The sequence below is a fragment of the Nonomuraea sp. NPDC050691 genome (assembly GCF_040654455.1).
Taxonomy (GTDB): domain Bacteria; phylum Actinomycetota; class Actinomycetes; order Streptosporangiales; family Streptosporangiaceae; genus Nonomuraea.
This window is the reverse complement of record NZ_JBFAIA010000051.1, coordinates 1-23,495: the sequence shown is the minus strand read 5'-3', so window position 1 is coordinate 23,495 and position 23,495 is coordinate 1. Positions and strand designations below refer to the sequence as shown.

Here is a 23,495-nt window from a genome sequence, read left to right as displayed (position 1 = left end):
ATCGTCCCTCGGGGCCACCTGCGGACATGGGCCGGCCCCGGCCGTCGGGCGACCGGGGCCGGGGGAGCCGGGTGTCAGTCGGCGCAGATGGCGAAGACGCTGATGCCGACGTCGTTGTAGCCGTCCTGGCGGCCGATGCCGATCCAGCCTCGGCCGTCATCGGTGGGGAACGACCCGACCAGGATCGCCCTGTTGCCGCGGGCCTCGGCGCCGCCGCCGAGAACCTTCTTGCTGCCGGGGCAGTAGAGCGTGCGGCGCTGGAAGTTGGGGACGTTGGCGTTGGGCAGGGTGACGAGCTGGTAGCCGGGAGGCAGAGCCGATGGGCGGACGGCGGCCGTGACCGGTGCGGAGGCCTGGCTGGCCGCGGCGGTCGTCGTCAGGCACGCCCCCGCCGCGAGGACGGTGAGGGGGAGGGCCAGGAACCACTTCGACTGCATCGTTCTCCTTCTGTCCTGTCCCCTGACGGCCACGACTCCGGCAGCGCGCGGCACGCCGGCGAATGCGCGCACTGAGGGTGGTGGCCTGATGGCAGAGGGCAAAGGGGCTGACACGTTGAGTATCGGTGCTGTCACGCATCGTGTCCATGCGGATCTGTGTTCGGGTCCGTCGCGGCCGGCGTCTCAGCAGGGGGCGGGGGCGTCCTGGCCGAGCGTGACCACCGCGTCGGCGTACTTCCCGACCAGGGGGAGGTCGTGGGAGGCGAACACCACGGCCACGCCCCGTTCGCGGCGCAGCCGGGCCAGGAGCTCCATCACCGCGAGCGCGGTGTCGCCGTCGAGGGCCGAGGTGATCTCGTCGCAGATCAGCACGTCGGGTTCGGAGGCCAGGGCGCGGGCGACGGAGACCCGTTGACGCTGGCCGCCGGACAGCTCGCGGGGGTACCGGCCGGCGTGCTCGGCTCCGAGGCCGACCTGTTCGAGTAGACCGGCCACCCGGGCGGGTGCGGCCGCGGAGGAGCAGCGGCGGTGCAGCCGCAGCGGGCGGGCCAGGGCGGCGGCCACGGTCGTCGAGGGGTTGAGCGCGCCCATGGGGTTCTGCGGCACGTACTGGACCCTGCGCCGCTGCTCGCGGGTTCGTCCGCGGACGTCCGGGTGGAGGCCGGCGCCGTCCAGGGTGACCGTCCCGGCCGTGAACGGGTGCAGGCCGGCCAGGGCGCGCAGCAGAGTGGTCTTGCCGGCGCCGGAAGGCCCGACGACCGCGACGGCGTCGCCGGCGGGCGCGTCGAGGTCGATGCCGCGCAGGACGGGGACGCGGCGCGGGCCGACGTCGGCGGCCAGCCCCCGCACGCGCAGGCCCGTCGTCCGTGCCCGCGTGGCGGCGGTGTGACCGGCGGTGTGACCGGGGGTGTGTTCGGCGGCGTGCCCGGCCGGCCCGCGGTGCGCGGGGCGGGGGAGCGCGGTGCCGGGGAGTTCGAGGACGTCGCCGGCGAGGCGGGCGACCAGTTCCCTGTCGTGGCAGGACAGCACCACCGTGATGCCGCGCTCGGCGGCGAGGTGGTGGAGGAGGTCGCCGATCTCGTCGCGCAGCGCCGGGTCGAGTCCGGCGGTGGGCTCGTCCAGCAGGAGCAGGTCGGGGCGGCGGGCGAGTGCCCGGGCGAGCGCGACGCGGCGTTGCTGGCCGCCGGACAGCTCGCCCGCCCGGCGCCTGAGCAGCCCGAGAACGCCGGCGAGGCGGACCTCGTCGAGCAGCCGGGCGGCGTCCGCGCCGGGCGCGATCTCAGTGATCAGTTTGCTGACGCGCATCCAGGGGTTGAGCGCGGAGCCGGGGTCCTGCCCGACGTAGGCGACGCGGGTGCGGCGCAGGGCGCGCAGCTGTCCGGTGTCGCAGCCGAGGACGTCCACGCCGAGCACCTCGACGGTGCCGGAGCGGCGGGTCGTGCCGGGTGGTAGATCGCCGATCATGGCTTTGAGCAGGGTGGTCTTGCCGGAGCCCGAGGGGCCCGCCAGGGCGAGGATCTGGCCGGCGTGAGCGGTGAGGGTGGCACCGGTCAGCAGTTCGCGGCCGTCCGCCGCGGCGATGGTCAGGGCGCGGACGGCGGCGCAGGGGGTCATGTCCGATCCACCTTGGGGGCGAGGGCGTGGGCGGCCAGGTTGACGGTCATGGCGAGCAGGCCGACGGCGATGCTGGGGGCTAGCACGGCCCAGGGGTTGAGGATGATGCCGGGCCCGTTCTCGCGGATCATCAGAGCCCAGTCGGCGGCCGGCGGCTGGGGGCCGATCTGCAGGAACGCGGCGGTGGCGACCACGTACACGGCCGCGACGAAGCGCAGGCCGAAGAGGGCGAGCACGGTCGAGCGCAGGTTGGGCAGCACGTCGCGGAGCACGAGGTGCCAGGTGCGCTCGCCGCCGGCGACGGCGGCCTCGACGTAGCCGGTGCTGACGACGGGCGCCGCCGCGGCGGTCATGAAGCGCACGGCGTACGGCGCGCCGAGGGCGGTCGCAGCGGTCATGAGCGCGAGCCGGCCGCCGTCCGGCCAGGACAGGGTGACCAGCAGGATGCCGAGCACGGCGGGCAGGAGCATGAACACCTCGGCCGCGCGTTCGACGAACCGGCCGAGGGCGGGCTTCAGGGCCGCGGCCACGCCGAGCACGGCCGCGACGGCGGTGACGAGCGCCGCCACGGCCAGGGAGGAGAGCACCAGGTCGCGTCCGCCGTGCAGCAGGCGGCTGAGCACGTCACGGCCCAGCTGGTCGCCGCCGAGGAGCGCGCCGTCGGTTCCGGCGGGGCCGTACGGGAGGGTGACGGGCTGGTCGATCGGGTGCGGCGCCAGGAGGGGGCCGGCGACGGCGAGCAGCAGGAGGGCCAGGGCGGGCAGGAGGCGTCTCATGGGCGGGCCGTACCGTCCGGGCGTCCGCCGTGCGGTCCCGGCCGGAGGAGTCGTCTCATCGGCGGATCCCCGCGGCCCAGGCCCTGATGGCGTCGGCCGCGAGCAGGACGCACGTGATGGCCGCCCCGGTGAGCGCGACCACGCCGGCGATGACGGGAGTGTCCCGGTCGGCGACCGCCCCGGCGAGCAGGGCTCCCACGCCCGGATAGTTGAAGATCGTCTCGACGGCGACGGCGCCGCCGAGGAGCATGCCGGTGGAGGTGGCCACGCCCGCGGCGACGGCCGGCAGCGCGCCGGGCAGCAGGTGGTGGGTGAGGATGCGCCGCGGCGGCAGCCCGTCCAGGACGGCCGCGGCCACGTGCGGTGCCTTGGCCTCGTCGGCGAGGGCGCCGCGGACGATGCGGGCGTTCCAGCCGATCTGGGGGATCGCCAGGGCGAGGACGGGCAGCACCAGCATGGTCCACGACGCGGGCGCGCCGTCCGGCCCGGCCGTCGTGGCGGCGGGCAGCACGCCGGCCCAGAGGGCGAGGACCAGGACGAGCGCGACCGCGATGACGAACTCCGGCAGTGCCAGCACCGCGGTGGCCGAGGCGGAGATCACCCGGTCGGTCGTGGAGCCCGGCCGCAGCGCCGCCCGGCAGCCGAGTCCGAGCGCGGCGAGGACGGTGAGCGCGAGCGCGAGCCCGCCCAGCAGCAGCGTGTTGGGCAGCGGCCCGGACAGCAGGCGCCACACCGGCTCGCCGCGCGCGGACATGCCGAGGTCGCCCGTCGGCAGGCCGGCCATCCAGCGCAGGAACCGGACCGCGACCGGCTGGTCGAGGCCGAGCAGCGCGCGGCGCCGGGCGACGTCCCCGGCGTCGTCGCCGCGTTCGGAGGTGGCGTCGGCGGCGTCGCCGGGCAGCGCCTCCACGACGGCGAAGACGAGCGCCAGCAGGGCGGTGAGCAGGGCGATCCGGCGGGCCAGGAGCGCGGCGGCCGAGGCGAGCAGCGCTGCGCTCCTGCGGGTGAGGGCTCCCGGCGGCGGCGTGGTCAGCGTGCCAGCCATACCCGCTCAAGCTGGACGCGGCCGTATCCGGGCAGTTTGGGCAGGTCGCGTACGGCGGGCGCGGCCAGGTCGATGCCGTCGGCCATGCCCCACAGCAGGTAGCCGGAGCGCTGGTGCTGGATCTCCTGGATCCTGCGCAGCGCCTGCGCCCGGGCGGCCTCGTCGAGCGTGCCCACCGCCTGCTTGTAGGTCTGGTCGAACTCGGCGTCGCTCCAGGCCGACTCGTTCTGCCCGGCGCCGGTGGCCAGCAGCTTGCTGGCGTAGAACAGGACGGAGTCGTTGGTGCCCCAGTAGGTGGTGTAGAGGTCGCCCTTGAGCCAGGTCTTGTCCCAGAACGTCCCGGAGTCTTCCTTGACGACCTCGATCTGGACGCCCGCCTCGCGTACCTGCGTGGCGAACAGGGCGGCCGACTCGGCGAGGCCGGCGATGTCCTCGGTGGTGCGCAGCTGGTACGTCTTCGACAGGTCGAACCCGGCCTCCTGGAGCAGCCGCCTGGCTCTGTCCAGGTCGCGGGTGCGCTGCGGGAGGTCCTTGGCGTAGGCGGGGTCGCCGGTGCCGAGCACGTCGTTGGCGACCTTGCCGTAGCCGCTGAGCACCTGCTTGACCATGGCTTCGCGGTCGACGGCCAGCCGCAGCGCCTCGCGCACCTTCGGGTCGGCGAAGGGGCTGCCCTCGGCGGTGCGCATGACGATCGGCATGGCCATGTCGTCGGGGCGGCGCAGGACCTGGATGCCCGGCCGGGTGGCCGCGGTCCTGGCGGCGACGGCGCCGACGTTGGAGGCGAGGTCGATCTGGCCGGCGAGCAGGGCGTTGGCCATGGCCTGGGGGCTTTCGAAGATCTTCACCTCGATGGCGTCGAGGTGGGGCTTGCCGCCGTGCCAGGCGTCGTTGCGCACCAGCCGGGCGTTGCCGTCGCGGTACCAGTCCAGCTTGAACGGGCCGCTGCCCGGCGCCCCCGCCACCTCCTTGGTGTCCTTCTTCAGCACGAACGTGGTCAGGCGCAGCAGGAGCGGCAGGTCGGCGTTGGCGTAGTCGGAGGTCAGCACCACGGCGTCGCCGTCCGCGCGGATGGCGGAGGCCTTGATGCCGGGCAGGCGGGCCGCGCCGGAGGGGGTCTCGCGCAGGCGGCGCAGGGACCAGGCCACGTCCTCGGCGGTGACCGGTGTGCCGTCGTGGAAGGTGGCGTTCCCGGCCAGGGTGAAGCGCCACGTCCTGGCGTCGGCGTCGGCCTTCCAGGCGGTGGCCAGGCGGGGGGCGGTGTTGTCGGTGGCGCCGGGGGCGGTCAGCGTGTCGTAGACGAGGCTGATGACGAGGTAGTCGCTCTCGTTGGCCTGGGTGCCGTGCGGGTCGCGGGTGATCGCACTGGCCCGGCCGAGCGCGCCGATCCGGAGTGTGCCGCCGCTGACCGGTTTGCCCGGGGCCGCGGTGGCGGTGGGGGCGGCGCCGGGTGCGCCGCCGGCCCCGCAGGCCGCCAGTAATGCCGCGAGACCGGCGCCCCCCGCTGACGCGAGAAGCTGACGCCGACTAATGTCCACTTCGTCCCCATCCATGGTGCTATTACTACTTAGGGTTGCCTACCCTAAAGGATGGGGGTGCGCAAGGTGATGACCACCCTGTGAACTGACCGCACCAGGGGCGTCGTCGCGGCGGGCGCCGGGGGGCGTGCCCGCCGCGCGCGTCAGAAGCCGATCAGCTCCGGCGCCTCCGCTGCGCGGCGCAGCACGCCGGGCAGGGTGGCGCGCAGCCGGCCGATCGTCTCGGGCGGCAGGTCCAGGCGCACCTCGAAGACGGTCTCGGTCTCCAGCGCGTCGGCCGCCTCGGGGGTCAGCTCCAGCCGGAGCGCCCGGCCGTCCAGCGTGATGGAGCGCACGCCTCCGCCGCTGCCGCGCCTGCCTCCGCGCGCCATCCAGTAGGCATCCTGGTGGCAGGACAGCAGGAGCAGTCCGGTCCCGGGCTCGTCCGCCTGCTCGGCCAGGAGGAGATCGCGCACGTCGTCCCCCTGGTGATGCTCGAAGAGGCGGGCGGTCATGGCCGTGGCCGGTCGGTAGGCCAGCTCGCCGGTGATCGGCGGAGGCGGCGGACGGTCGCCGTGGTCGCTGCCCAGGCGCGCCCAGGGGTGGTGATGGTCGCCGTACGTGGTGGGCATCCCGATGGGCACGGCGGTCGGCAGCGCGGCCAGCAGCCAGCCGGGCGGCTCCTCGCGGGGGAACACGGTCAGCTCCGCCAGCGCGGCCGGGGCCGGCACCTCCTCGAACGGCGGCGCGGAGGAGTCGACGCGGCCGGTGTAGCCCCTGCCGCCGGGCGTGAACGCCAGCTCGCAGGTGAACCAGGTGCCGGCGCCCGTCCGGTAGGACAGCTCGCGCAGGCGCTGGAACGGCAGGTCCAGGTCGCCGGCGGCGAGCTCGTGGAGCTCGCGGCCGTCGCGGGTGACGGTGGTCAGCGCGTGCGCGCCCACCTGGACGCGGCGCACGCCGAGCCGTGACCAGCCCGGCGCCGCGGCGGCGCGGGCCAGGTCGCCGATCCTCAACCGGAGGCCGTGGCCTTCGTCGTGCCGTGAGTACCAGTGGCGCGACTTGTCGCGTCGCTCCGACATCCTGATCATCCTTCCTGGCCGGTGACGCCGGTGAGCCGGTCGTGCAGCCGGCGTGTCTCGCGCAGCAGGCCGCTGTCGCCCCTGCGGGCGGCCATGTCGCGTACCTCGGGGATCTCGCCGCGCGCGCCGCACCATCCGGCGGTCGCGACGGCGAGCCTGACGAACTCGGCCAGGCCGTTGCGCGGGCGCCCGCCCGGCCCGGGCAGCAGCACGGGCAGCGCCGCGGCCGCGATCCGCCACACGTGCGCGTGGGCGCCCCGCGAGGCGGCCGCGTCGAGCGCGGCGACCATGTCGGCCATCCGCACCTCGCCGGAGGCCAGGAGCAGCCCCGCCTGGCGGCCGATCTCGTCCGCGGGCAGCTCGTCCCGCGCCGCGACCTCCAGCAGGACGTCCACCGACTCGGGCATCCGCGGGTCGCCCAGGACCCGGGCGAGCACCGCGCAGAACGCCGCTCCGGCCGGCCCTCCGGCCCGGGCCAGGGCGCGGGCCTCCTCAGGACCGACGGCGGTCTCGATCCAGTGGCGCCGGAGCACGTTCGGCATGAGGTACGCGGCGGCGACCTCGCGGTGGGAGGGCAGCATCGAGGGCCACCACGTGCGGTGCCCGTCCTCCGACCAGTGCCGGGGCACACTCAGCATCAGGTCGACCAGGGGCAGGCCGGTGGGGGCGGCGGTGGCCGCCGGCACCAGGGTCACGTCGTGCCGGTGGCCGCGATCATGCCAGTCGTGGCCGCCGTTGTCGCCGGCGCCGTTGCCGGCGCAGGTCCACGTCAGCTCGACCTCGGCCTGCGGGCAGGTCCACGCGGCGAGGATCCGGCCCGCGCCGGAGGTCAGGCGGGCCGCGCGCCGCGCCGCCTCCGGATCGGGGGTGCGCGGCAGGCGCAGCAACGCCTGCTGGAGGTCGGCGGCCGGCGGCTTGGCCCCGGCCGCCTCGATCACCTCCAGCCGACGCACCAGCTCGGCAGCCGACACGTGCCCGGTGCTGTGGGTGGGCGTGGCCAGCAGCAGCGGCGGGAGGGTGTCCTCCTCGACGGCCCGCAGAATCTCGGCGGCGCGGTGCAGGAGCAGCCGGTGCGGGGCGGCCAGGCCCGTCTCCGGCAGGAAGCGCCGCCAGGCGTCCTGGAAGGGCGCGGTCCCGGTCAGGGAGTGGACGGCGCCCTCGAGCCACGCGCCGGCGTGCTCCCAGGTCTCCTGGCGGTAATCCCAGGGCTGCGGGCCGGGCAGGACAGTCCGCAGCGCCGCCGCCACGCCGGCCCTGTCACGGCCGGCGAGCGTGACGAAGCCGGCGATCAGCCGCTCCCACGCCTGCCAGGAGCCCACCCCGCCGGGCATCAGCCGGACCAGCTCCTCCACGGACTCGATCGGGGGCTCGGCGTCGTGGGCGCGCCCGGGCGCGGGGGGCAGCGGCGGCGGCACGAACACGGGCTCGGCCTCGGCCACCTCGCCTCCTCCCAGCGCCATGGCCGCCCGGTGGCCGAGGTGGGGCGTGAGCAGCCCGATCGCCTCGCGCAGGACGGCGCGTCCCTCCTCGCTCATGCCGCCCTGATGGGCGATGGCCAGCTCGACCGCCTTCTCCTGCAGCTCGGCCGAGTCGGCGGCGAACGCGCGGGCCATCGGCGCGGCCGCGAGGTCGGCCAGCGCCGGCGTGCGGCGTACGGAGTGCTCGAGCCACGACAGGCCGGCGCGCACAAGCTTGCGCTCGGGCCGGAACAGCAGCGAGTCCCAGGCCTCGGCGAGGTCGGCGGCGGTGAGGGGCGCGATGGCGAGGCTGTCGCAGGCGCGCAGGCGTCTCATGGCCGGCTCGGCGACCGGGCCCGGCGAGGTGGGCAGCAGCCGCAGATAGTCGCGGGCGAAGCGGGCCGCCTCGGCGGGCGACGGATCCAGCGCCTCGTGCAGGCGGACGAAGAAGCGCAGCTCGATCGCCGTGCCGCCGAGCAGGAACCGGCGCACGCAGCCCTCGATCAGCGCCTCGCGCCTGATCCGGCCCGCCTCGGCCAGCCCGGTGAGCGCGCCCAGCCAGCCGTCGCCGGCGTCCCTCTCCCGCTGGAGCACCCGGCCCACGCCCTGGGCCTCGAACAGGCGCGGCAGCAGGTGCTCCAGCAGCGGGTCGTCGCCGAGGCGTCCCGGCCCGTGGCCGGCCCATCCGGCCACCAGCGGGTCGTGCGGCGGCGGCTCCGCACCGGTCTCGCGGAGCAGGGCCGGGGCGAGCGCCATGCCGCGGTCGTCGGGGACGCGCGTGCGCAGCGCCAGCCGCTCGGCCAGGTCGGCGCGCCAGGCGGCGGGCCGGTCCGCGATCAGCGCGAGGATCAGGTCCGCGTCGTTGTCGGGGCCGGCCCACTGCGGCGCGAAGTCGCGCCGGTACAGCCAGGACGCCACGGCCGCCGCGCCGCCGAAGGTGGCGGCGCCCGCCACCCGCAGGACGACCCCGTAGTCGACCAGGCCGTCGTCCCACTGGTCGAAGCGCCCCAGCAGCTCCTTGCGCAGGGCCGGTAATCGGGCCGCGACGCTCGCGCGGGCCTCGTCGTCCAGCTCCTTGAGCTTCTCGGCCAGCCGTTCGGCGTGCCGCGCCTCGATCAGCTTCCTGACCTCGTCCCAGTGATCCATGGCGGGGACACTAACCAGCCGCGCCGACACTTCGGCCGCCCTGCCGTGTCCCCTGGTCAGGGGCGGGGTGCGGGGGCCGGTGCGGCGCGCAGCGCCTGGAGCATCCGCGAGAGCGCGTTCCACGTGTCGTCGAGGTCGCGGGGGCCGGAGGAGCCGGCCAGCCACAGGGCCGCCTCGTTCATGGCGCCGGACAGCAGGTGGGTCAGCGGTTCGACCGGCTGGGGCGTGAGCACGCCCTGCTCGACGAGGGTGGTGAGCGCTTCGGCGAGGTGGCGCGCCGAGGCGGCCTCGTCCAGCGCCCGCCATTCGCTCCACCCCAGGACGGCGGGCCCGTCGATGAGCATGATCCGTTGGACGCCCGGGGCGGTGCTGGCGGTGAGGAAGGCGCGGCACCCGGTCGTCAGCTGTTCCCACGGATCGTCCTGGGCCGCCGCGGTCTCGGCCACCTCGCGGCCGACCTCCTGCTGCACCTCGTGGAGAACCGCGCGGAAGAGGTCGGCCTTGCTCGCGAAGTGGTGGTACAGGGCGCCCTTGGTGACTCCGGCGGACTGCACGATCTCTGCCAGGCCGACCGCGCCGTAGCCGCGGGTGGCGAACAGCCGCCGTCCCTCGCGCAGCAAAGCCCGCCTGGTCTGCTCGCGCCGGTGGGCTCTGGTCCCCTCGGTCATCGCGTCCCCTCCACGTCTCCACGCCTCCACGTTGACATACCGGTGGTACGTCAATACCGTACCTTCGCATACCGTCGGTATGTGAAAAGGAGAGAGACCCGTATGATCCTCACCGGCTTCTATCCCGTCATCGGCACCGCGCGGGTGGCCGATTCCCGCGACTTCTACACCCGGCTGTTCGGGTTCGAGATCACCTTCGAGGCCGACTGGTACGTGAGCCTGCGGCGGCCGGGGGAGCCGGCGTACGAGCTGGCGCTGCTCGACCACACTCACCCGACCGTGCCGGACGGCTACCGGGAGCCCGTGGCGGGGCTGCTGCTCAACTTCGAGGTCGAGGACGTCGACGCCGAGTGGGAACGGCTCGTGCTTCGCGAGGGCCTGCGGCCCGAGCTCAGCCTGCGCAGCGAGGACTTCGGGCAGCGGCACTTCATCGTGGCCGATCCCAACGGCGTCCTGATCGACGTCATCACCCCCATCGCGCCGTCCGGCGCGTACGCGGACCAGTACGTCGCCATGGACTGAGGCCGGGATCTGCCTCCTGCCCCAGCCCGTCGTGGACGCCATGCTTCGCCGGGCCCGGGAGGCCTCGGTCGACGGTGAGTACACCTACGAACGGCACAAGAGCGACAACGAGCGGATCCGCGCCCAGGGCACCCGCCTGACGGGCGTGCCCGCCGACGACGTGGGACGATCCCCACCGCCCGCCGCCTCGAGGGCGGCATGCCGATCATGTCCGGCATCGCGGCGCTGGGCGCCTCGCTAGAGCTTGCCGAGCCCCCGGGCCAGGACCGTGGCGGTCTTGGCGATGGTCGCCTCGTCGATGGGCAGGCCGGGGGTGCGGTTGGTGTAGACGGCCATGACGATGGGAGCCACGTCCTTGCCGGGCCAGATGACGGCGATGGCGTTGCCGCCGCCGAACCCGTCGGAGTTGGTGCCGGTCCGGTCGCCGATCGTCCACGTCTTGGGCAGGCCGGCCCGGATGCGGTTGAGGCCGGTCTTGTTGGCCAGCAGCCAGGCGACGAACTGCTTGCGGTCCTCGGGGTTCAGCGCGTTCCCGAGCGCGAGCAGGCGCAGGTCGCCGGCGATGGCCGCGGGGGTGGTGGTGTCGCGCTTCTCCTTGGGCGTCCAGTCGTTGAGCGCGGGGTGCCAGCGGTCCATGCGGGAGATCGGGTCCTTCAGCGTACGGAAGTACCTGGTCAGGCCGGCCGGCCCGCCGATCTGCTTGAGCAGCAGGTTCGACGCCGTGCCGTCGCTGACGCTGGTGGCCGCCTCGCAGAGCTGGGCGACGGTCAGGCCGTCCTCGACGTGCTTCTCGGTGATCGGCGAGCCGGGCGTCAGGTCGGCGGCGGTCCACTTGACGAGCTTGCCCATCAGGCCGGGCTCGGAGGTGCGAGCCTTGTGCAACACGGCGGCGCAGAGCGGCGCCTTGAACGTGGACAGCAACGCGAACCGCTCACCGGCCCGGTACGTGAGGGTCTTCCCCGTGGCCGTGTCGAGTGCGTACGCGCCGATGCGGCCCTGGAAGGCCGACTCCAGTGCGCGCAGTTCCTTCCTCACCTGGGCCTCGCCCGGAGCAAGGCGGGCGGCCGGTGCGGCGGTCGCGGCCGCGGCCCTGTCGAGGGTGCCGCCCGACAGGAGGGAGATCGCCAAGGCGGCCGCGGGCAGCGCCGCGGCGACGCGGCGGATGCGGAGGTATCGCATGTCACATCCTCTGCTGATGATCTGTCAGAGGGCAGGAGCAAAACAGACGGATCGCTGCATGTCCAATAGCGGTATCAGACATCGACCCATGTCGGTTCCGATATCAGCAGTGGTCGGCGGCTCGTTCCGCGGAGTCAGTGCCGGCCCCGGACGCCCGCACATGCGGACGGGCGCGAGGAGTCTGACCGACCGCCGCGGACCCCGCGCCGAGCGCCGCCAGACCGACCAGCGCGACGGTCGCGGCGCCCGCGTCGAAGAGCTGCCCGATCAGCAGACCGCCCGCGAACGCCGCCGTCCCCGACATGAAGTTGACCACGCCGATGGAGGCGCCGATCCGGTTCGGGGGAGCGCAGGCGACGATCGCGTGGAAGGAGCCTGTCTGCATCAGCCCCGTGCCCAGGCCGTTGAGGACGGCCGCGGCCACCAGCACGGCCACCAGCCAGCCGGCCGCGAAAGGCAGCGCGGCCACCAGCAGATAGCCGAGGCCGGCGCAGAGCAGTCCGGCGCGCAGCACCCAGGGGTGTCCTGCCCGCCCGCGCCGGGAGAGGAACGGCTGGACACCGGCGGCGGCGGCCGCCCCCGCGCAGAAGAACAACGTGGCCTGGCCCGAGCTGACGGCGCTGAGCGGCACTACGGTCTCGGCCTGCGTGGCGAGCAGGGTGCTGGGTGCGGTGACGGCGGCGAAGCGCAGGAACGCCCGGTCGCGGACGACGTCCGCCACGCCGCGCAGGAGCTTGCGGGCGTCGTCCGGCCCGGCGGGCCTGACGGTCCTGGGAAGCAGGCCGAACAGCAGGGCCGCGACCGCCCACGCGCCGGCGGCCACGGTGGCCAGCGATCCGAAGCCTCCTGCCAGCAGCGCCAGGCCGGCCGGAGGGCCCGCCACCGCCGCGATCTGGCCGGTCACCACGTAGATCCCGAAGCCCCCCGACCGGCTTGCCGGGGGCAACCGGGCGAGGAGCGACTGGGCGCAAGGGTGCAGCAAGGCCCCGCCCACGGCGAGCGCCATGGCCGCGCTCAGGAGCGTCCCCAGGTCGTCGGCGACTCCGAGCAGGCCGAACGCGACCGTTCTCAACCCGCAGGCCAGCATCCCGGCCCGCCTCGGCCCGATCCGGTCCACCAGGGGACCGAACGGCAGGAACAACGCGTACTGCACCGCGACCCGCAGGCCGAGCACCAGTGAGATCGTCCCGGCCAGCAGGCCCACGTCGTCCCGCAGGTGCGCCACCAGGTGGGCCATCACCGCGTAATAGCCGAGCGCGGTGGCCAGCTGCATGCCCACCACGACCGCGACCACACGACGCCCCGAGGCGTCCCCGGTATCGGGGGACGTGGACATACGGAGCAAATGTCACCAGCCGGGGGAGGAGTTCCCCAGATCATAGTGCGGCGCGTTCATGCCCACGCCCAGCCGCATGATCACGAGCCTGAGGGAGGACGATCGGCCCGCCTCCTGGTGAGCCAGGCGCGGATCTCGTCCATGAGCGGGACGGGCGCGTCGTGGTGCATCAGGTGGCCGGCGTCCTCGATCAGCGAGAGCTCCGCGCCGGGGATGAGGGTCCGCAGCCGCCGGGCGACGTCGGTGGGGATCCAGGCGTCGCGGGTGCCCCACAGGATCCGTACGGGGATGCCGACGCGGCTCAGGTTCCGCTCGTTCTCCTCGAGGAAGCGCTCGTCGTAGCCGGCGATCTGCCGGTAGAAGGCGGGCTGGCCGTCATCGCCCGTCCACGGCCGTACCAGGGCGTCGAGATCGTCGTCGCGCAGGCCGCGATGGCTCGCGCCCTGGATGTACGCGCGCACGATCGCGGCGTGGATGTAGGCCGGCAGCCGGCCCAGGATGTCCGGATGCTCCTGGACGAACCTGAAGAACGGTGAGCCGCTCGGCGGGATGGCGACGACGTCGACGAGCATGAGTGAGGCGTAGCCGGCGTCCAGGCACAGGTGCGCGCGCAGGGACACGGCGCCGCCGAAGTCGTGGGCGATCACGTGCGGCCGGTCCAGGTCCCAGTGGGTGAGCAGCGCCGCGAGAGCTTCGGCCTGCACGCCGAAGTCCACCGGATGCCCGGCGTGTTTCGAGGACCGGCCGTAGCCGGGCATGTCCCACAGGTGGACGGTGAAGTCGCGGCTCAACGCCTCGGCGAACGGCTGCCACAACAGCGACGAGAACGGCGTGCCATGGCAGAACACCACGGGCGGCCCGGTGCCCGCCCGTCCCCAGGCGATCTGTCTTCCCCTCCACTCGAAGCGTTCCGTCAGTTCCATGCTCAGCCATGCTGGTGACCGGTGCTCCGCACGGCCGGCCGAGGTCAGGCGCGACGCCCCGCCTGCAAGGCCCCGAGCAGGTCGAAAGCGGGACGGTCCAGCGACCGCTGCGTGTTGCTGAGCACGACCACGGCCACGCCCTCCTCCGGGTCGAAGCCCACGAACGAGGAGAACCCCCCGGTCATCCCGTTGTGCCAGAGCTGGAGGTGGGCGCCCTGCCGGGGGTGCAGCCGCCGTCCCATCCAGCCGAGATGCACCCACGCGAAGGGATTGATGCGGTGCTCGACCCGGCGGCTGAGCCGGACCGCCTCGGCGACCCCGCCGGTGCCGTCGCCCGTGCCGTCGCCGCTGTCGTCGTCCGGGTGGGCGCGGGCGAAGGCGTCCAGGTGAGCGCGGACGAAGGCGACCAGATCGGCGGGTGTCGAGCGCAGCCCACCCGCGCCCGCCAGGTCCGCCATGTGCCACGCCGCGGCGGGCCTGCGTCTCCGGGTGTGGCCCTGGGCCAGGCGCGCCGATCGGCCGCCGTCGAGGGTGATGCCGGTGTCGGCCATGCCCAGGGGTGCGCAGATCTGCCGGGTGATCAACGTCTCGTAGCCGGTGCCCGCGCGGTGGGCGAGCGCCAGCCCCAGCAGTCCGGCGCCGAGGTTGGAGTAACGGAACCGGCGTCCGGGCGTGGCGCCCAGCCTGGTTCCGGCCAGCCCGCGCAGCAGGAACTCGGCGGTGCACCCGGCGTACGGGTCCGGTGCCGACGGACGCAGCAGCGCCCGCAGCAGCATGCCTTTGGGCAGGCGCGGCAGACCCGAGGTGTGGGTCGCCAGGTGCCGCAGGGCGATCTCCTCGCCGTCGCGCGACGGCACGCTCGCGCCGCCGGGCAGCAGCGCGGCCAGCGGCTCGTCGAGATCGGCCGCCCCCGTGGCGCTCAGCCGCGCCAGGGCCAGCGCCGTGAACACCTTGCTCACCGAGCCGATCTCGAACACCGTCTCGGCGCCGGGCGCGCCGCCGTCCTCACCCCCCGTGCGCCCGCCGCCCCGGATCTCCGTCACGTCCGGGGTGATCGCGGCGACCACCACGCCGACGTGGTCCGCCACCAGCCGATCAACCGCCTCTCGCACGAGGCGGCTCACATCACTCATGGCCGGCGAGAGTCTCAGAGCTGCTGACGGTACGCGGAGAGCGCCGGGGCGGTCTTGGTGGCGAGGAACTCGGTGATCTCGTGGTTGGCGGCGCCCTCCTTGGCGAACGGGTCCTCGGCCACGATCGCGTCCAGGTCCTCGCGCGACACGCCGGCGGCGAGGATGACTCCGCCCGTGCGCGGCACCTTCCGCCCCGACGCCAGGAACACCCCCGCCTCGTAGTTGGCGTCGAGCCACCGCACGTGGGCGGACATGAGGTCGTCGATCCGCTCCAGGGGGGCGGTGTAGTGCACCGAGATCACGAACATGGCCCGATTCTAGTTTCGCCTGCTGGGCGGCTCCGTCCGAGGCCGTACCCCTTGAAGTCGTGAGGCGTTCACGAGGTGCCCGCCGGGACCGCCCGGCGGTGGGCCCCCGCGATCTCGGCCGGCTTGCCGGGCTTGGCCTCGTGCTCGACGTCGGAGCACTTCCCCTGGCAGAAACCCTGGGTGACGATCAGCCGCGCGCGGGCCGACGTGTAGGCGGCGGCATCCGCGGCGGCGATCACGCCCTGGCACCTCGGGCAGATGAGCGACTGATCGGCTGTCATGAGAGCCCCTTCACAAGCTTGGCGTGAGCGGTGATGCGACGTGCTGTGAACACAGGCACCTATCCAGAAACAGGGCCCTCACACCTCCCACCGGACATCTGCCGTACCGCTCCTCCAACGAGGACATGGTGCCGGACTCGAAGTGCCACCACTTTTCGGCGAGCACGATCGCGCGATCCGTCCGGAACGCGCTTGTCACCGGAAATTTCGCCATTATTGGGCCATAGCTGGGTTTCGGTCCTTACCATAATCGCCGCGGTGATCACCGGTGAGAGTCTCCGGTGCGGACACCGCAGGGAGCTTCACGTGCGTAAGATCGCAGCCACCACCCTGGCCGTCCTCGTCCCCCTCGCCGGAGCCGCCGCGACCCCGGCCGCCGCCGCCTCGACCTCGGCCTCGGCCTCTGCGTCGCCCGAGCCCGAGCCCGCCGCCGACCGGTCCAAGGTCGTCGTCATCGGCCACCGCGGCGCCGCGGGTCACCGTCCCGAGCACACGCAGGGCGGGTACGAGCTGGCCGTGGCCCTGGGCGCCGACTGGATCGAGCCCGACCTGGTGCCGACCAAGGACCACGTGCTGGTCGTCCGGCACGAGAACGAGATCTCCGGCACCACCGACGTGTCGCTGCGCCCCGAGTTCGCCGCGCGCAAGACCACCAAGGTCGTCGACGGGCGCAACGTGACCGGGTGGTTCACCGAGGACTTCACGCTGGCCGAGCTGAAGACGCTGCGAGCGGTCGAGCGGCTGCCCGCCATCCGCCAGCGCAACACCGTCTACAACGGTTACTACCAGGTCCTCACGTTCCAGGAGGTGCTCGACCTGGCCAAGCGGCTCTCACGCAAGCACGGCAGGCAGGTCGGCGTCTTCCCCGAGACCAAGCATCCGACGTACTTCAGGTCGATCGGGCTGCCGCTGGAGGAGCCGCTGATCGAGACCGTCAAGCGCAACGGGCTCAACCGGCCGAACAGCCCGGTGGTGGTGCAGTCGTTCGAGCCGTCCAGCCTCAAGCGGGTGGCCAAGGACCTGCGCGTCCCGCTGTGGCAGGCGCTGGGCACCACCGGCCGGCCGTACGACCTGACGGCGGCCGGTGACCCGACGACGTACGCCGACATGATGAAGCCCGAGGGGCTGGCGAAGATCGCCACGTACGCCCAGTGGATCGGGCCGGACAAGTCATCGGCCATCCCCGTCAACCCGGACGGCGGCTGGGGCACCCCGACGACGCTCGTGTCCGACGCGCACGAGGCGGGGCTGAGGATCGGCGTCTACACCTTCCGCAGCGAGAACCAGTACCTGCCGCTGCAGCTGCGCCGCGGCCAGGCGCCGACCGACCACGGTGACGCGCTGGCGGAGTACCGCGCGCACCTGGACCTGGGGGTGGACGCCTTCGTCACCGACTACCCCGACGCCGCGGCCCTGGCCAAGGCCGAGCGTGGAGCGCCGCGCAAGCACGTGCAGCCGCAGCAGTTCGACAACGGCCTGCCGGAGGAGGGCCAGGAGTAGGCGCGAGGGCCGGTCAGGCAACCTCGTCCGAGGCGAAGTAGTCGCGCAGCAGGGCGATCCTCCCGTCGCGCAGACGGAAGATCTGGACCAGCGACATGTCGCTCGCCCCGGCGGGGCCGTCGAAGGCGGTGTCGATCTCCACGACGAACACGTCGGGGTCGGCCGTGGTGTGCAGCACGTAGCGGGTCCTGTCCACGTCCACGGTGCGCTCGGTGGTGGCCGGTCGCTCGTAGTACGCGGCCATGGCCCGGCGGATCTCCTCGCGTCCCTCGAGCTCCTGGTGGTCCTGAGGCACAGCGGGCTCCTCGGAGTCGTTCGGAAGCAACACCCTACGGGGTGAGAACGATCTTCCCGGCCACCGTGCCGGACTCGGCCAGCCGCAGGGCGTCGGCGACGCGGGCGAGCGGCAGCTCGGCGGCGATCTGGGCGGTGACGTCCCCGCGCCGGAGGGCCGCGAAGACCTGGGTGAGGTCGGCGCGCAGCCGGGCCCGGAACGCGTTCTTCGCCAGGGCCCGCCCCGCCCACACGTTGAAGAAGTAGGCCCGGCGGCGGTTGGGCAGCGCGTTCCACACCCACACCCGGGCGAGGAGCTTGAGCACGGGCCACTGCTTGGACCCCTCGTCGTCCCTGGTGGAGGCGCTGCCGTACGAGACGAGCGTGCCGCCGGGCGCCAGCAGGCGCCATGAGCCGGCGACGCTGCGGCCACCGACATGGTCGAAGGCGGCGTCCACCCCGCCGGGGACCAGCTCGCGGACGCGCGCGGCGACGTCCTCGGTGCGGTAGTCGACGGGGACGACGCCGCGCTGCCGCAGGGTGTCGTGGTGGCGCGCCGACGCGGTGCCGATCACCTTCACGCCCGCGGCCCGTGCCAGGTCGACGAGGACCGAGCCGACACCGCCGTTGGCGCCGTGCACGAGAATGGTCTGCCCCGCGCGGATCCGTGCCTTGCGGTGCAGCATCTGCCAGGCGGTGATGCCGTTGACCACCACGGTCTCCGCCTCCGCCGCGCCGATCCCCTCGGGGACCTCCACCACGTCCGCCGCGTCGACGATCACGTGGCTCGCCCAGCCGCCGACCTTGACCAGCGCGGCCACCCGGGTGCCGGCGAGGGTCGGCTCGACGCCCTCGCCGGTGGCGAGCACCGTGCCGACCAGGTCGTAGCCGGGCACGAACGGGAACGCCGGCTGGTCGTAGTACCGGCCGCGGCGCATCTGCTGCTCGGCGAAGGAGACGCCGGTCGCCTCCATCCGGATCAGGACCTGGCCCGGGCCCGCGGTGGGGACGGCTCCGTGCCGGATCCGCAGCCCTTCAGGCTCCACCTTGCCCGGCAGGACGACCTCGACGAGTCCTTCGGCGTTCATGACGACCTCCACGATGGGTTACGTGCTTTCGCGTTCGTTAGAAGTTGTAACGCGATGGCAAGGCGGACGTCAAGTACTTTCGTGATAACCTCTAACTAAGTTTTGAAGCTGTAGTCGCGCAGGTGTGGCCGGCTGGAAGACTTCGCGGGAGACCTGCGGAGACGTTCCAGAAGATGCTCGGCACGTCGCCCGGGAGCCGCAGGGCGTGACGGCGTGGGCCGTGGGCACGTGGCGCGGCAGCACCTCGGGTCGGGTGAGGGGACGCTCGTGCTGGAGAAGGTGTGTCAGGACAGGCGGCCCCGGGTGGGGGGCGCGCTCAGCGGAAGGTCGGCCAGCGGTTGGCGTGCTCGAAGCTGCCGTAGGGCGGGAACACGTCGACCAGGTGGGCGACGGTGAGCAGGCGGGCGAGGTAGCCGTGCACGCCGATCAGGCGCAGGCCGCCGCCGGTGCTCTCGGCCTGACGCTGGCTGTCGATCAGTTTCCGCACCCCGCCGGAGTCGCAGAAGGACAGCTTGGCCGCGTCGACGATGATGCGGGGCCGGTGGAGGCTCACGAGCGGCTGGAGTGTCGCGGTGAGCTGGTCGTGGGTGGTGCGGTCCAGGTCGCCGGCGATCCGGACCAGATCGCTGTGAGGATGACGCTCGGTGCTGATGGTCAGCTCGGTCATGGAAGTCCCCCGCTCCTTCGTGTCGTCGAGGCCGTTGCCGTGTGTGCCGACATCAGCGGGATCACCTCCATCGTAGCTTGACGCTTCCGCCCTCGCTCCGTCGTTCGCGTCGGCAACGGTCGCCTCACCCTCGCCGTCCGGCAGCGGGCGGTGGAACGTTCGGAAAGTCTCGTTCGTCCTTGGAGATGTGACGAGCTCGCCAGATCTCGACGAACGGCTGCGCGAAGCGGCCGCCCGCACGCACAGGGCCGGCCATCTGCGGCGGCTGCGTGAGGCCACGGCCGACCAGATCCAGCAGGCCCGGGGCACCCTGGCGGAGCTGGAACGGGAGCTGTCCCGGGAGGAGAACGACGTCACCCGCCTGGAAAGCGGGCTGTCCGCCGCCCTGGCCCGCCTGCTGGGCAACCGCGAGGAGCGGCTGGCTCGCGAGCGCGCCGAGGCGGCCGCCGCCAGGCAACGAGTCGAGGGCCACCGGGCCCGCCTGGCCCGGCTGGAGGCGGACGCGCGTACGGCCGAGACCGAGCTGGCGCGGCTGGCGACGGCCCCCGAGGAGTACGAGCGGTTACTGGCGGAGAAGGAGCGGCATCTCATCAGCAGCGGTGATGACCGTGCCAGGGAGCTGGCCGACCTCGACGCCGCCCTCGGCCGCGTGGCGGCGGCCGCGCGTGAGCACACCGAAGCCCACCGGGCGGGGCGGGCCGCACATGACGCGCTCCGTGAAGTGCTGCGCCATCTCACCTCGGCCGGGCGCGCCTCCACCTGGGACCTGTTGGGCGGCGGCCTGATCGCCGACAGCATCGAGCACGACCGGCTGCGCGCCGCCGACCAGGCGGCCTGGCACGCTCAGCGGGCCTTGGACGTCTTCTCCCGGGAACTGGCCGACGTCGGCGTCTCCGCGAGCCCCCGCGGCCCCAAGGTCGACACGCGGTGGTTCGTCGACGCGTTCTTCGACAACATCATCACCGACGTGCTCAAGCATCAGCGCATCGAGAACACCCGCGCCGAGGTCGAGAAGACGGCCCGATGGGTGGGGGACATGTGCACGGTCATGCACGACCGCCACGCCGAGCTGTCCGCCGAGCGTGAACGGCTGCTGACCAGGCGAGAGCGACTGCTGCGCGATTGAGGCGGCGCCCATCGCCCTCGACCGCTCGATGAAGGAAATCTTCGCCCCCCTTGTGAAGAACGGCGCCAATAGGTGATCATGGTCGCTCGTGACGAAAAAGATCCTTTCCAGCGTCGCCGGCGTCGTTCTCGGGGCCACCGCCCTCATCGGCGTCAACGCGTCCCCCGCGGCCGCGATCGGCAGCTGCTCCCAGACCGCGAGCACCGACCACTCCGTGAGCGTCAGGTGCACCAGCGGGCTTGAGACCTACTTCCGGGTCTACGGCTACTTCTGCTCCACCTCCTCCTGCTCGTACGTGCCGGGTGGCCTGGCCGTCAAGGGCGGTACGAGCAAGGCGACCAGCGGCGCCTACTACAGCGGCAGGTATAAGGTGAAGGGCTGCTATGTGACCGACGGCTGCTGAGTCGCCCGGCGCCCGGACCTCGTCGAAGTCCGGGCCCAGGCTTCTCCGCGCCCTCAGGTGCGGGCCGGGTCAGGCCCGGCCGAGGTGTTCGTGCAGGCGGCGGGCCGCGCGGATGAGCCCGCTCGCCCCCTTGCGCGCGGCGATCCCGGCGACCTCCGGGAACATCCCGCGCGCATCCGCGCGGCGCGCGGCCTCGGCGGCGAACTCCAGCGCCCGGGTGTGGCCGCTGTGGGCCCGCTCACCCGGCCCCGGCAGGAACACCGGCAGCAAACCCTTCATGATCTCCCAGACCTCCCGGTGCGCACCCTGGCGCGCGCAGTCCTCCAGCGCCGAGCTCACCCGGCTCATGCCGATCCCGATCCCGCGCAGGCACGACCCCAGCTGCCGGCCGCACTCCTCGGCGGGCAGGCATCCGGCGGCGGCGGCCCGCAGCAGCAGCTCCCGGCAGTGGCCGGCGTGCCGGCCGCGTTCGGACAGCAGCAGGCCCAGGAGCAGCGCCGTCCCCTCGCCCACCGGTCCTTCCTGGTGGCAGAGCGGGGCCATGGACGCGTGCAGGTAGCCCGGGCGCTGCCAGCTTTGGAACAGGTCGGGGAGGAGGTGCATGGCCGGCACCTCCCGGTCGGACGGCAACGACAGCCGCCACGCCTCCCGGGAGCCGCTCGAACCGGGGCCGGACGGATCGGACATCAGCGCGTCCACCAGCGGCATCCCCGTGGGTTCCAGCGTGACCCGCAGGCGCGGCCAGGGCTTCCACCATCCGCCGAGAGCCCCGAGGGCGGCGTCGGCGGGCGGCCATTCCACGCGCGTCCCGGGCTCGGCCGGTTGACGAACGCGCGGGCCATCGCGACACGCTGCTGCTCGCCGCCGGACAGCTCGTCGGGCATGCGGTGCGCCTTGCCCTCCAGGCCGACCAGCTCGATGACCTCGGGCACCACCTTGCGGATGAACCGCCGCGGCTTTCCGATGACCTCCAGGGCGAACGCCACGTTCTCGTAGACGTTCTTGTTCGGCAGCAGCCGGAAGTCCTGGAAGACGCAGCCGATGCGGCGACGCAGGTGCGGCACCTTGAAGTTGGAGAGGCGGGCCAGGTCCTTGCCGGCGACGTGAATGGCGCCGGAGTTGGGCCGCTCCTCCTTGAGGACCAGTCGCAGGAACGTGGACTTGCCTGATCCCGAAGGACCGACGAGGAACACGAACTCGCCCTTGTCCACGTCCACCGAGACGTGGTCGAGCGCGGGCCGGTTCTGGTTCGCGTAGACCTTGGTGACATTATCGAAATGGATCACGAGAGCATCACGGCATGCCAGTCTAGGGGTCAGGACGGAAGCGAGGGTGGCACATGCCCACTTCCCGCCACTCGGCCGTCGGGGACGTCTTCTTTACCGATGATCGACGTTCCGATTGGCCAGGGGACAGTCTAGGGGGAAGACTGGCATGGAACGTCCATAACGGAAACAAAACGATTGTGCGGCTACACTTGGGGCTGACATGAGTTGCCAACACCTCGTCTGCGCGCAGTGCGCCCATCCCGTCATCGAGGGCCGCTGCGCGGTCTGCCGCGCCAACCGCGAGCGGATGCACAACCACGGCTTCGCCGGGCTGTCACCCGCTCTCCTCGCCGGGCTGCTGCTCGCGCTGTTGTTCCTGACCCTCGTACTCAAGCACCTGAGCGGCCTCTGACCCCGGGCGCCCACGCGCCCGGGCGGCCTTCTAGGCGCTCGCCTCCGACTCCTGCCGGCGCATCCAGCGGATCTCCGACTCGATGAACCCGTCGAGGTCGCCGTCGAGCACGGCCGACGGGTTGCCGGCCTCGGTGCCCGTGCGCAGGTCCTTCACGATCTGGTACGGGTGCAGCACGTAGTTGCGGATCTGCGTGCCCCATGACGTGGTCGTGGCGCCGCGCAGCTCCGACATCTTCTCCGCCTCCTCCTGGCGCTTGCGCTCCAGCAGCTTGGCCTGGAGCACGGCCATGGCGGTCGCGCGGTTCTGGAGCTGGGAGCGCTCGTTCTGGCAGGAGACCACGATGTTGGTCGGCAGGTGCGTGATGCGGACCGCCGAGTCGGTCGTGTTGACGCCCTGGCCGCCGGGGCCGGACGAGCGGTAGACGTCGACGCGGATCTCGTCCTCGTTGATGTCGATGTGGTCGGTCGTCTCGACGACCGGCACGATGTCCACGCCCGCGAACGACGTCTGGCGGCGGCCCTGGTTGTCGAACGGGCTGATGCGCACCAGGCGGTGGGTGCCGTGCTCGCCGCGCAGCGTGCCGTAGGCGTAGCGGGCCTTGACCGTGAACGTGGCCGACTTGATGCCGGCCTCCTCGGCGTAGGAGGTCTCGTAGACCTCGGTCGGGTAGCCCTTGCGCTCGGCCCAGCGGAGGTACATGCGCAGCAGCATCTCGGCCCAGTCGGCGGCGTCGACGCCACCGGCCTGCGAGTTGATCGTCACCAGCGCCTCGCGGGCGTCGTACTCGCCCGACAGCAGGGTGCGGACCTCCAGCGCGCCGATGTCGGAGCGCAGCGTGGAGAGCTCCTTGTCGGCCTCGGCCCGCGTGTCGTCGTCGCCCTCCTCGGCGGCCAGCTCGTAGAGCACGCCCAGGTCGTCCAGCCGGCGCGCCAGCCCGTCGACCCGGTTGAGCTCGCCCTGCAGGTGCGACAGCTTGCTCGTGACCTTCTGCGCCTGGTCGGGGTCGTCCCACAGGTCGGGGGCGGCAACCTGCTGCTCCAGCTCCTCGATCTGCTTGCGCATCGCGTCGAGGTCGAGCACGTCCTGGATGCTCCGGAGCGTGCCCGCGAGCTCGTTGATCTCTTCTGCCGGATCGATGACTGCCACGTCTCCCAAGGGTACGCGACCCTCACGCGCCCGAATAACATGGCGAGGTGCGTGCTTCCGGTCGGTTCAAGACGCTGGCGCTCGCCGCCGGGCTGCTGGCCGGCGCGGGGATAGCGGGGGGCGTCTGAGGTGGCCATGGCGGGGACCTTAGCCACCGCGCCCGACATTTCGGCTGATGTACGACAGAGCTG

24 protein-coding genes and 1 pseudogene are annotated in these 23,495 nt (G+C 73.0%); 5 read left to right on the top strand and 20 right to left on the bottom strand.

All coding sequences use genetic code 11. The annotated features are described in order from the left end of the window. Positions 1-74: 74 nt before the first annotated feature. The 8 genes from AB0H81_RS20275 to AB0H81_RS20240 all read right to left on the bottom strand — a co-directional run bounded on the left by AB0H81_RS20275 (position 75) and on the right by AB0H81_RS20240 (position 9,736). Positions 75-437, bottom strand: a complete 363-nt coding sequence (locus AB0H81_RS20275) for a hypothetical protein (protein ID WP_358376464.1) — start codon at positions 435-437, stop codon at positions 75-77. Positions 438-620: 183 nt separating this feature from the next. Beyond that, entirely contained in the window at positions 621-2,051 is a 1,431-nt protein-coding gene (locus AB0H81_RS20270) for an ATP-binding cassette domain-containing protein (protein ID WP_358376461.1), read from the bottom strand. Beyond that, positions 2,048-2,827 carry an ABC transporter permease subunit gene (locus AB0H81_RS20265; RefSeq protein WP_358376458.1) on the bottom strand — a complete coding sequence of 260 codons (780 nt, stop codon included), beginning with the start codon at positions 2,825-2,827 and terminating at the stop codon, positions 2,048-2,050. Before AB0H81_RS20265 ends, AB0H81_RS20270 begins: the two co-directional genes overlap by 4 nt. Positions 2,828-2,882: 55 nt before the next feature. Then, positions 2,883-3,872, bottom strand: coding sequence for an ABC transporter permease (locus AB0H81_RS20260; protein ID WP_358376455.1), 990 nt, complete (start codon positions 3,870-3,872; stop codon positions 2,883-2,885). Beyond that, complete coding sequence (locus AB0H81_RS20255) at positions 3,857-5,422, bottom strand: ABC transporter substrate-binding protein (RefSeq protein WP_358376452.1); 1,566 nt, start codon at positions 5,420-5,422, stop codon at positions 3,857-3,859. The genes AB0H81_RS20260 and AB0H81_RS20255 overlap by 16 nt, the downstream gene beginning before the upstream one ends. Before the next feature lie 128 nt (positions 5,423-5,550). Continuing rightward, on the bottom strand, positions 5,551-6,465 hold the full coding sequence (locus tag AB0H81_RS20250; protein WP_358376449.1) for a hypothetical protein: 915 nt from the start codon (positions 6,463-6,465) through the stop codon (positions 5,551-5,553). Positions 6,466-6,470: 5 nt separating this feature from the next. Beyond that, positions 6,471-9,068, bottom strand: coding sequence for a DUF6493 family protein (locus AB0H81_RS20245; protein ID WP_358376446.1), 2,598 nt, complete (start codon positions 9,066-9,068; stop codon positions 6,471-6,473). 56 nt (positions 9,069-9,124) lie between these two features. After that, on the bottom strand, positions 9,125-9,736 hold the full coding sequence (locus AB0H81_RS20240; protein WP_358376444.1) for a TetR/AcrR family transcriptional regulator: 612 nt from the start codon (positions 9,734-9,736) through the stop codon (positions 9,125-9,127). 102 nt (positions 9,737-9,838) lie between these two features. On the opposite strand from AB0H81_RS20240, the gene AB0H81_RS20235 reads away from it, so the two are divergent. Then, entirely contained in the window at positions 9,839-10,258 is a 420-nt protein-coding gene (locus tag AB0H81_RS20235; protein ID WP_358376442.1) for a VOC family protein, read from the top strand. Positions 10,259-10,495: 237 nt separating this feature from the next. Here the strand turns inward: AB0H81_RS20235 and bla are convergent, their stop codons facing one another. From bla to AB0H81_RS20205, 6 genes are all read right to left on the bottom strand, one after another. Then, positions 10,496-11,437, bottom strand: coding sequence for a class A beta-lactamase (gene bla / locus AB0H81_RS20230; protein WP_358376439.1), 942 nt, complete (start codon positions 11,435-11,437; stop codon positions 10,496-10,498). A gap of 103 nt (positions 11,438-11,540) precedes the next feature. Next, a complete protein-coding gene (locus tag AB0H81_RS20225) occupies positions 11,541-12,710 on the bottom strand; it encodes an MFS transporter (RefSeq protein ID WP_358376526.1) in 1,170 nt (389 codons plus the stop codon). Positions 12,711-12,853: 143 nt separating this feature from the next. Continuing rightward, on the bottom strand, positions 12,854-13,696 hold the full coding sequence (locus AB0H81_RS20220; RefSeq protein WP_358376436.1) for an alpha/beta hydrolase: 843 nt from the start codon (positions 13,694-13,696) through the stop codon (positions 12,854-12,856). A gap of 44 nt (positions 13,697-13,740) precedes the next feature. Beyond that, a complete protein-coding gene (locus AB0H81_RS20215; RefSeq protein ID WP_358376433.1) occupies positions 13,741-14,829 on the bottom strand; it encodes a serine hydrolase domain-containing protein in 1,089 nt (362 codons plus the stop codon). Positions 14,830-14,843: 14 nt separating this feature from the next. Next, the gene (locus AB0H81_RS20210) at positions 14,844-15,137 is read right to left on the bottom strand and encodes a YciI family protein (protein ID WP_358376430.1); all 294 of its coding nucleotides are present in this window, start codon (positions 15,135-15,137) and stop codon (positions 14,844-14,846) included. A gap of 68 nt (positions 15,138-15,205) precedes the next feature. Beyond that, a complete protein-coding gene (locus tag AB0H81_RS20205; RefSeq protein ID WP_358376427.1) occupies positions 15,206-15,418 on the bottom strand; it encodes a hypothetical protein in 213 nt (70 codons plus the stop codon). A 306-nt stretch (positions 15,419-15,724) separates the two neighbouring features. Between AB0H81_RS20205 and AB0H81_RS20200 the strand changes: the two genes are divergently transcribed. Beyond that, a complete protein-coding gene (locus tag AB0H81_RS20200; protein ID WP_358376424.1) occupies positions 15,725-16,918 on the top strand; it encodes a glycerophosphodiester phosphodiesterase in 1,194 nt (397 codons plus the stop codon). A 13-nt stretch (positions 16,919-16,931) separates the two neighbouring features. Here AB0H81_RS20200 and AB0H81_RS20195 read toward each other — a convergent pair whose 3' ends face one another. From AB0H81_RS20195 to AB0H81_RS20185, 3 genes are all read right to left on the bottom strand, one after another. After that, positions 16,932-17,213, bottom strand: coding sequence for a nuclear transport factor 2 family protein (locus tag AB0H81_RS20195; protein WP_358376422.1), 282 nt, complete (start codon positions 17,211-17,213; stop codon positions 16,932-16,934). Positions 17,214-17,247: 34 nt separating this feature from the next. Continuing rightward, on the bottom strand, positions 17,248-18,279 hold the full coding sequence (locus tag AB0H81_RS20190) for a medium chain dehydrogenase/reductase family protein (RefSeq protein WP_358376419.1): 1,032 nt from the start codon (positions 18,277-18,279) through the stop codon (positions 17,248-17,250). A 316-nt stretch (positions 18,280-18,595) separates the two neighbouring features. Beyond that, complete coding sequence (locus tag AB0H81_RS20185; RefSeq protein ID WP_358376416.1) at positions 18,596-18,946, bottom strand: STAS domain-containing protein; 351 nt, start codon at positions 18,944-18,946, stop codon at positions 18,596-18,598. Between the two features lie 187 nt (positions 18,947-19,133). On the opposite strand from AB0H81_RS20185, the gene AB0H81_RS20180 reads away from it, so the two are divergent. Together AB0H81_RS20180 and AB0H81_RS20175 are read left to right on the top strand one after the other, a co-directional pair. After that, complete coding sequence (locus AB0H81_RS20180; RefSeq protein WP_358376414.1) at positions 19,134-20,072, top strand: hypothetical protein; 939 nt, start codon at positions 19,134-19,136, stop codon at positions 20,070-20,072. Between the two features lie 88 nt (positions 20,073-20,160). Next, positions 20,161-20,475, top strand: coding sequence for a hypothetical protein (locus AB0H81_RS20175; protein WP_358376411.1), 315 nt, complete (start codon positions 20,161-20,163; stop codon positions 20,473-20,475). A 69-nt stretch (positions 20,476-20,544) separates the two neighbouring features. Here AB0H81_RS20175 and AB0H81_RS20170 read toward each other — a convergent pair whose 3' ends face one another. Both AB0H81_RS20170 and AB0H81_RS20165 read right to left on the bottom strand, forming a co-directional pair. Next, positions 20,545-21,183 carry a hypothetical protein gene (locus AB0H81_RS20170; protein ID WP_358376409.1) on the bottom strand — a complete coding sequence of 213 codons (639 nt, stop codon included), beginning with the start codon at positions 21,181-21,183 and terminating at the stop codon, positions 20,545-20,547. Between the two features lie 107 nt (positions 21,184-21,290). After that, positions 21,291-21,761, bottom strand: a pseudogene (locus AB0H81_RS20165) (ATP-binding cassette domain-containing protein); the annotation flags it as partial. Between the two features lie 202 nt (positions 21,762-21,963). Between AB0H81_RS20165 and AB0H81_RS20160 the strand changes: the two are divergent. Then, positions 21,964-22,155, top strand: coding sequence for a hypothetical protein (locus AB0H81_RS20160; protein ID WP_358376406.1), 192 nt, complete (start codon positions 21,964-21,966; stop codon positions 22,153-22,155). 30 nt (positions 22,156-22,185) lie between these two features. On the opposite strand, the gene prfB is transcribed toward AB0H81_RS20160, so the two are convergent. Next, the gene (gene prfB, locus AB0H81_RS20155) at positions 22,186-23,304 is read right to left on the bottom strand and encodes a peptide chain release factor 2 (RefSeq protein WP_358376403.1); all 1,119 of its coding nucleotides are present in this window, start codon (positions 23,302-23,304) and stop codon (positions 22,186-22,188) included. Between the last annotated feature and the right edge of the window lie 191 nt (positions 23,305-23,495).

Bases quoted from the DNA above. Each gene is read 5' to 3' on its own strand.
- AB0H81_RS20270 (WP_358376461.1), bottom strand. From the start codon at position 2,051: ATGACCCCCTGCGCCGCCGTCCGCGCCCTGACCATCGCCGCGGCGGAC.
- AB0H81_RS20255 (WP_358376452.1), bottom strand. From the start codon at position 5,422: ATGGATGGGGACGAAGTGGACATTAGTCGGCGTCAGCTTCTCGCGTCA.
- AB0H81_RS20235 (WP_358376442.1), top strand. From the start codon at position 9,839: ATGATCCTCACCGGCTTCTATCCCGTCATCGGCACCGCGCGGGTGGCC.
- AB0H81_RS20170 (WP_358376409.1), bottom strand. From the start codon at position 21,183: ATGCCGCTGGTGGACGCGCTGATGTCCGATCCGTCCGGCCCCGGTTCG.
- AB0H81_RS20225 (WP_358376526.1), bottom strand. From the start codon at position 12,710: ATGCAGCTGGCCACCGCGCTCGGCTATTACGCGGTGATGGCCCACCTG.
- AB0H81_RS20190 (WP_358376419.1), bottom strand. From the start codon at position 18,279: ATGAACGCCGAAGGACTCGTCGAGGTCGTCCTGCCGGGCAAGGTGGAG.
- AB0H81_RS20265 (WP_358376458.1), bottom strand. From the start codon at position 2,827: ATGAGACGCCTCCTGCCCGCCCTGGCCCTCCTGCTGCTCGCCGTCGCC.
- AB0H81_RS20250 (WP_358376449.1), bottom strand. From the start codon at position 6,465: ATGTCGGAGCGACGCGACAAGTCGCGCCACTGGTACTCACGGCACGAC.
- AB0H81_RS20210 (WP_358376430.1), bottom strand. From the start codon at position 15,137: ATGTTCGTGATCTCGGTGCACTACACCGCCCCCCTGGAGCGGATCGAC.
- AB0H81_RS20245 (WP_358376446.1), bottom strand. From the start codon at position 9,068: ATGGATCACTGGGACGAGGTCAGGAAGCTGATCGAGGCGCGGCACGCC.
- AB0H81_RS20215 (WP_358376433.1), bottom strand. From the start codon at position 14,829: ATGAGTGATGTGAGCCGCCTCGTGCGAGAGGCGGTTGATCGGCTGGTG.
- AB0H81_RS20160 (WP_358376406.1), top strand. From the start codon at position 21,964: ATGAGTTGCCAACACCTCGTCTGCGCGCAGTGCGCCCATCCCGTCATC.
- AB0H81_RS20275 (WP_358376464.1), bottom strand. From the start codon at position 437: ATGCAGTCGAAGTGGTTCCTGGCCCTCCCCCTCACCGTCCTCGCGGCG.
- AB0H81_RS20205 (WP_358376427.1), bottom strand. From the start codon at position 15,418: ATGACAGCCGATCAGTCGCTCATCTGCCCGAGGTGCCAGGGCGTGATC.
- AB0H81_RS20260 (WP_358376455.1), bottom strand. From the start codon at position 3,872: ATGGCTGGCACGCTGACCACGCCGCCGCCGGGAGCCCTCACCCGCAGG.
- AB0H81_RS20220 (WP_358376436.1), bottom strand. From the start codon at position 13,696: ATGGAACTGACGGAACGCTTCGAGTGGAGGGGAAGACAGATCGCCTGG.
- AB0H81_RS20185 (WP_358376416.1), bottom strand. From the start codon at position 18,946: ATGACCGAGCTGACCATCAGCACCGAGCGTCATCCTCACAGCGATCTG.
- bla (WP_358376439.1), bottom strand. From the start codon at position 11,437: ATGCGATACCTCCGCATCCGCCGCGTCGCCGCGGCGCTGCCCGCGGCC.
- AB0H81_RS20240 (WP_358376444.1), bottom strand. From the start codon at position 9,736: ATGACCGAGGGGACCAGAGCCCACCGGCGCGAGCAGACCAGGCGGGCT.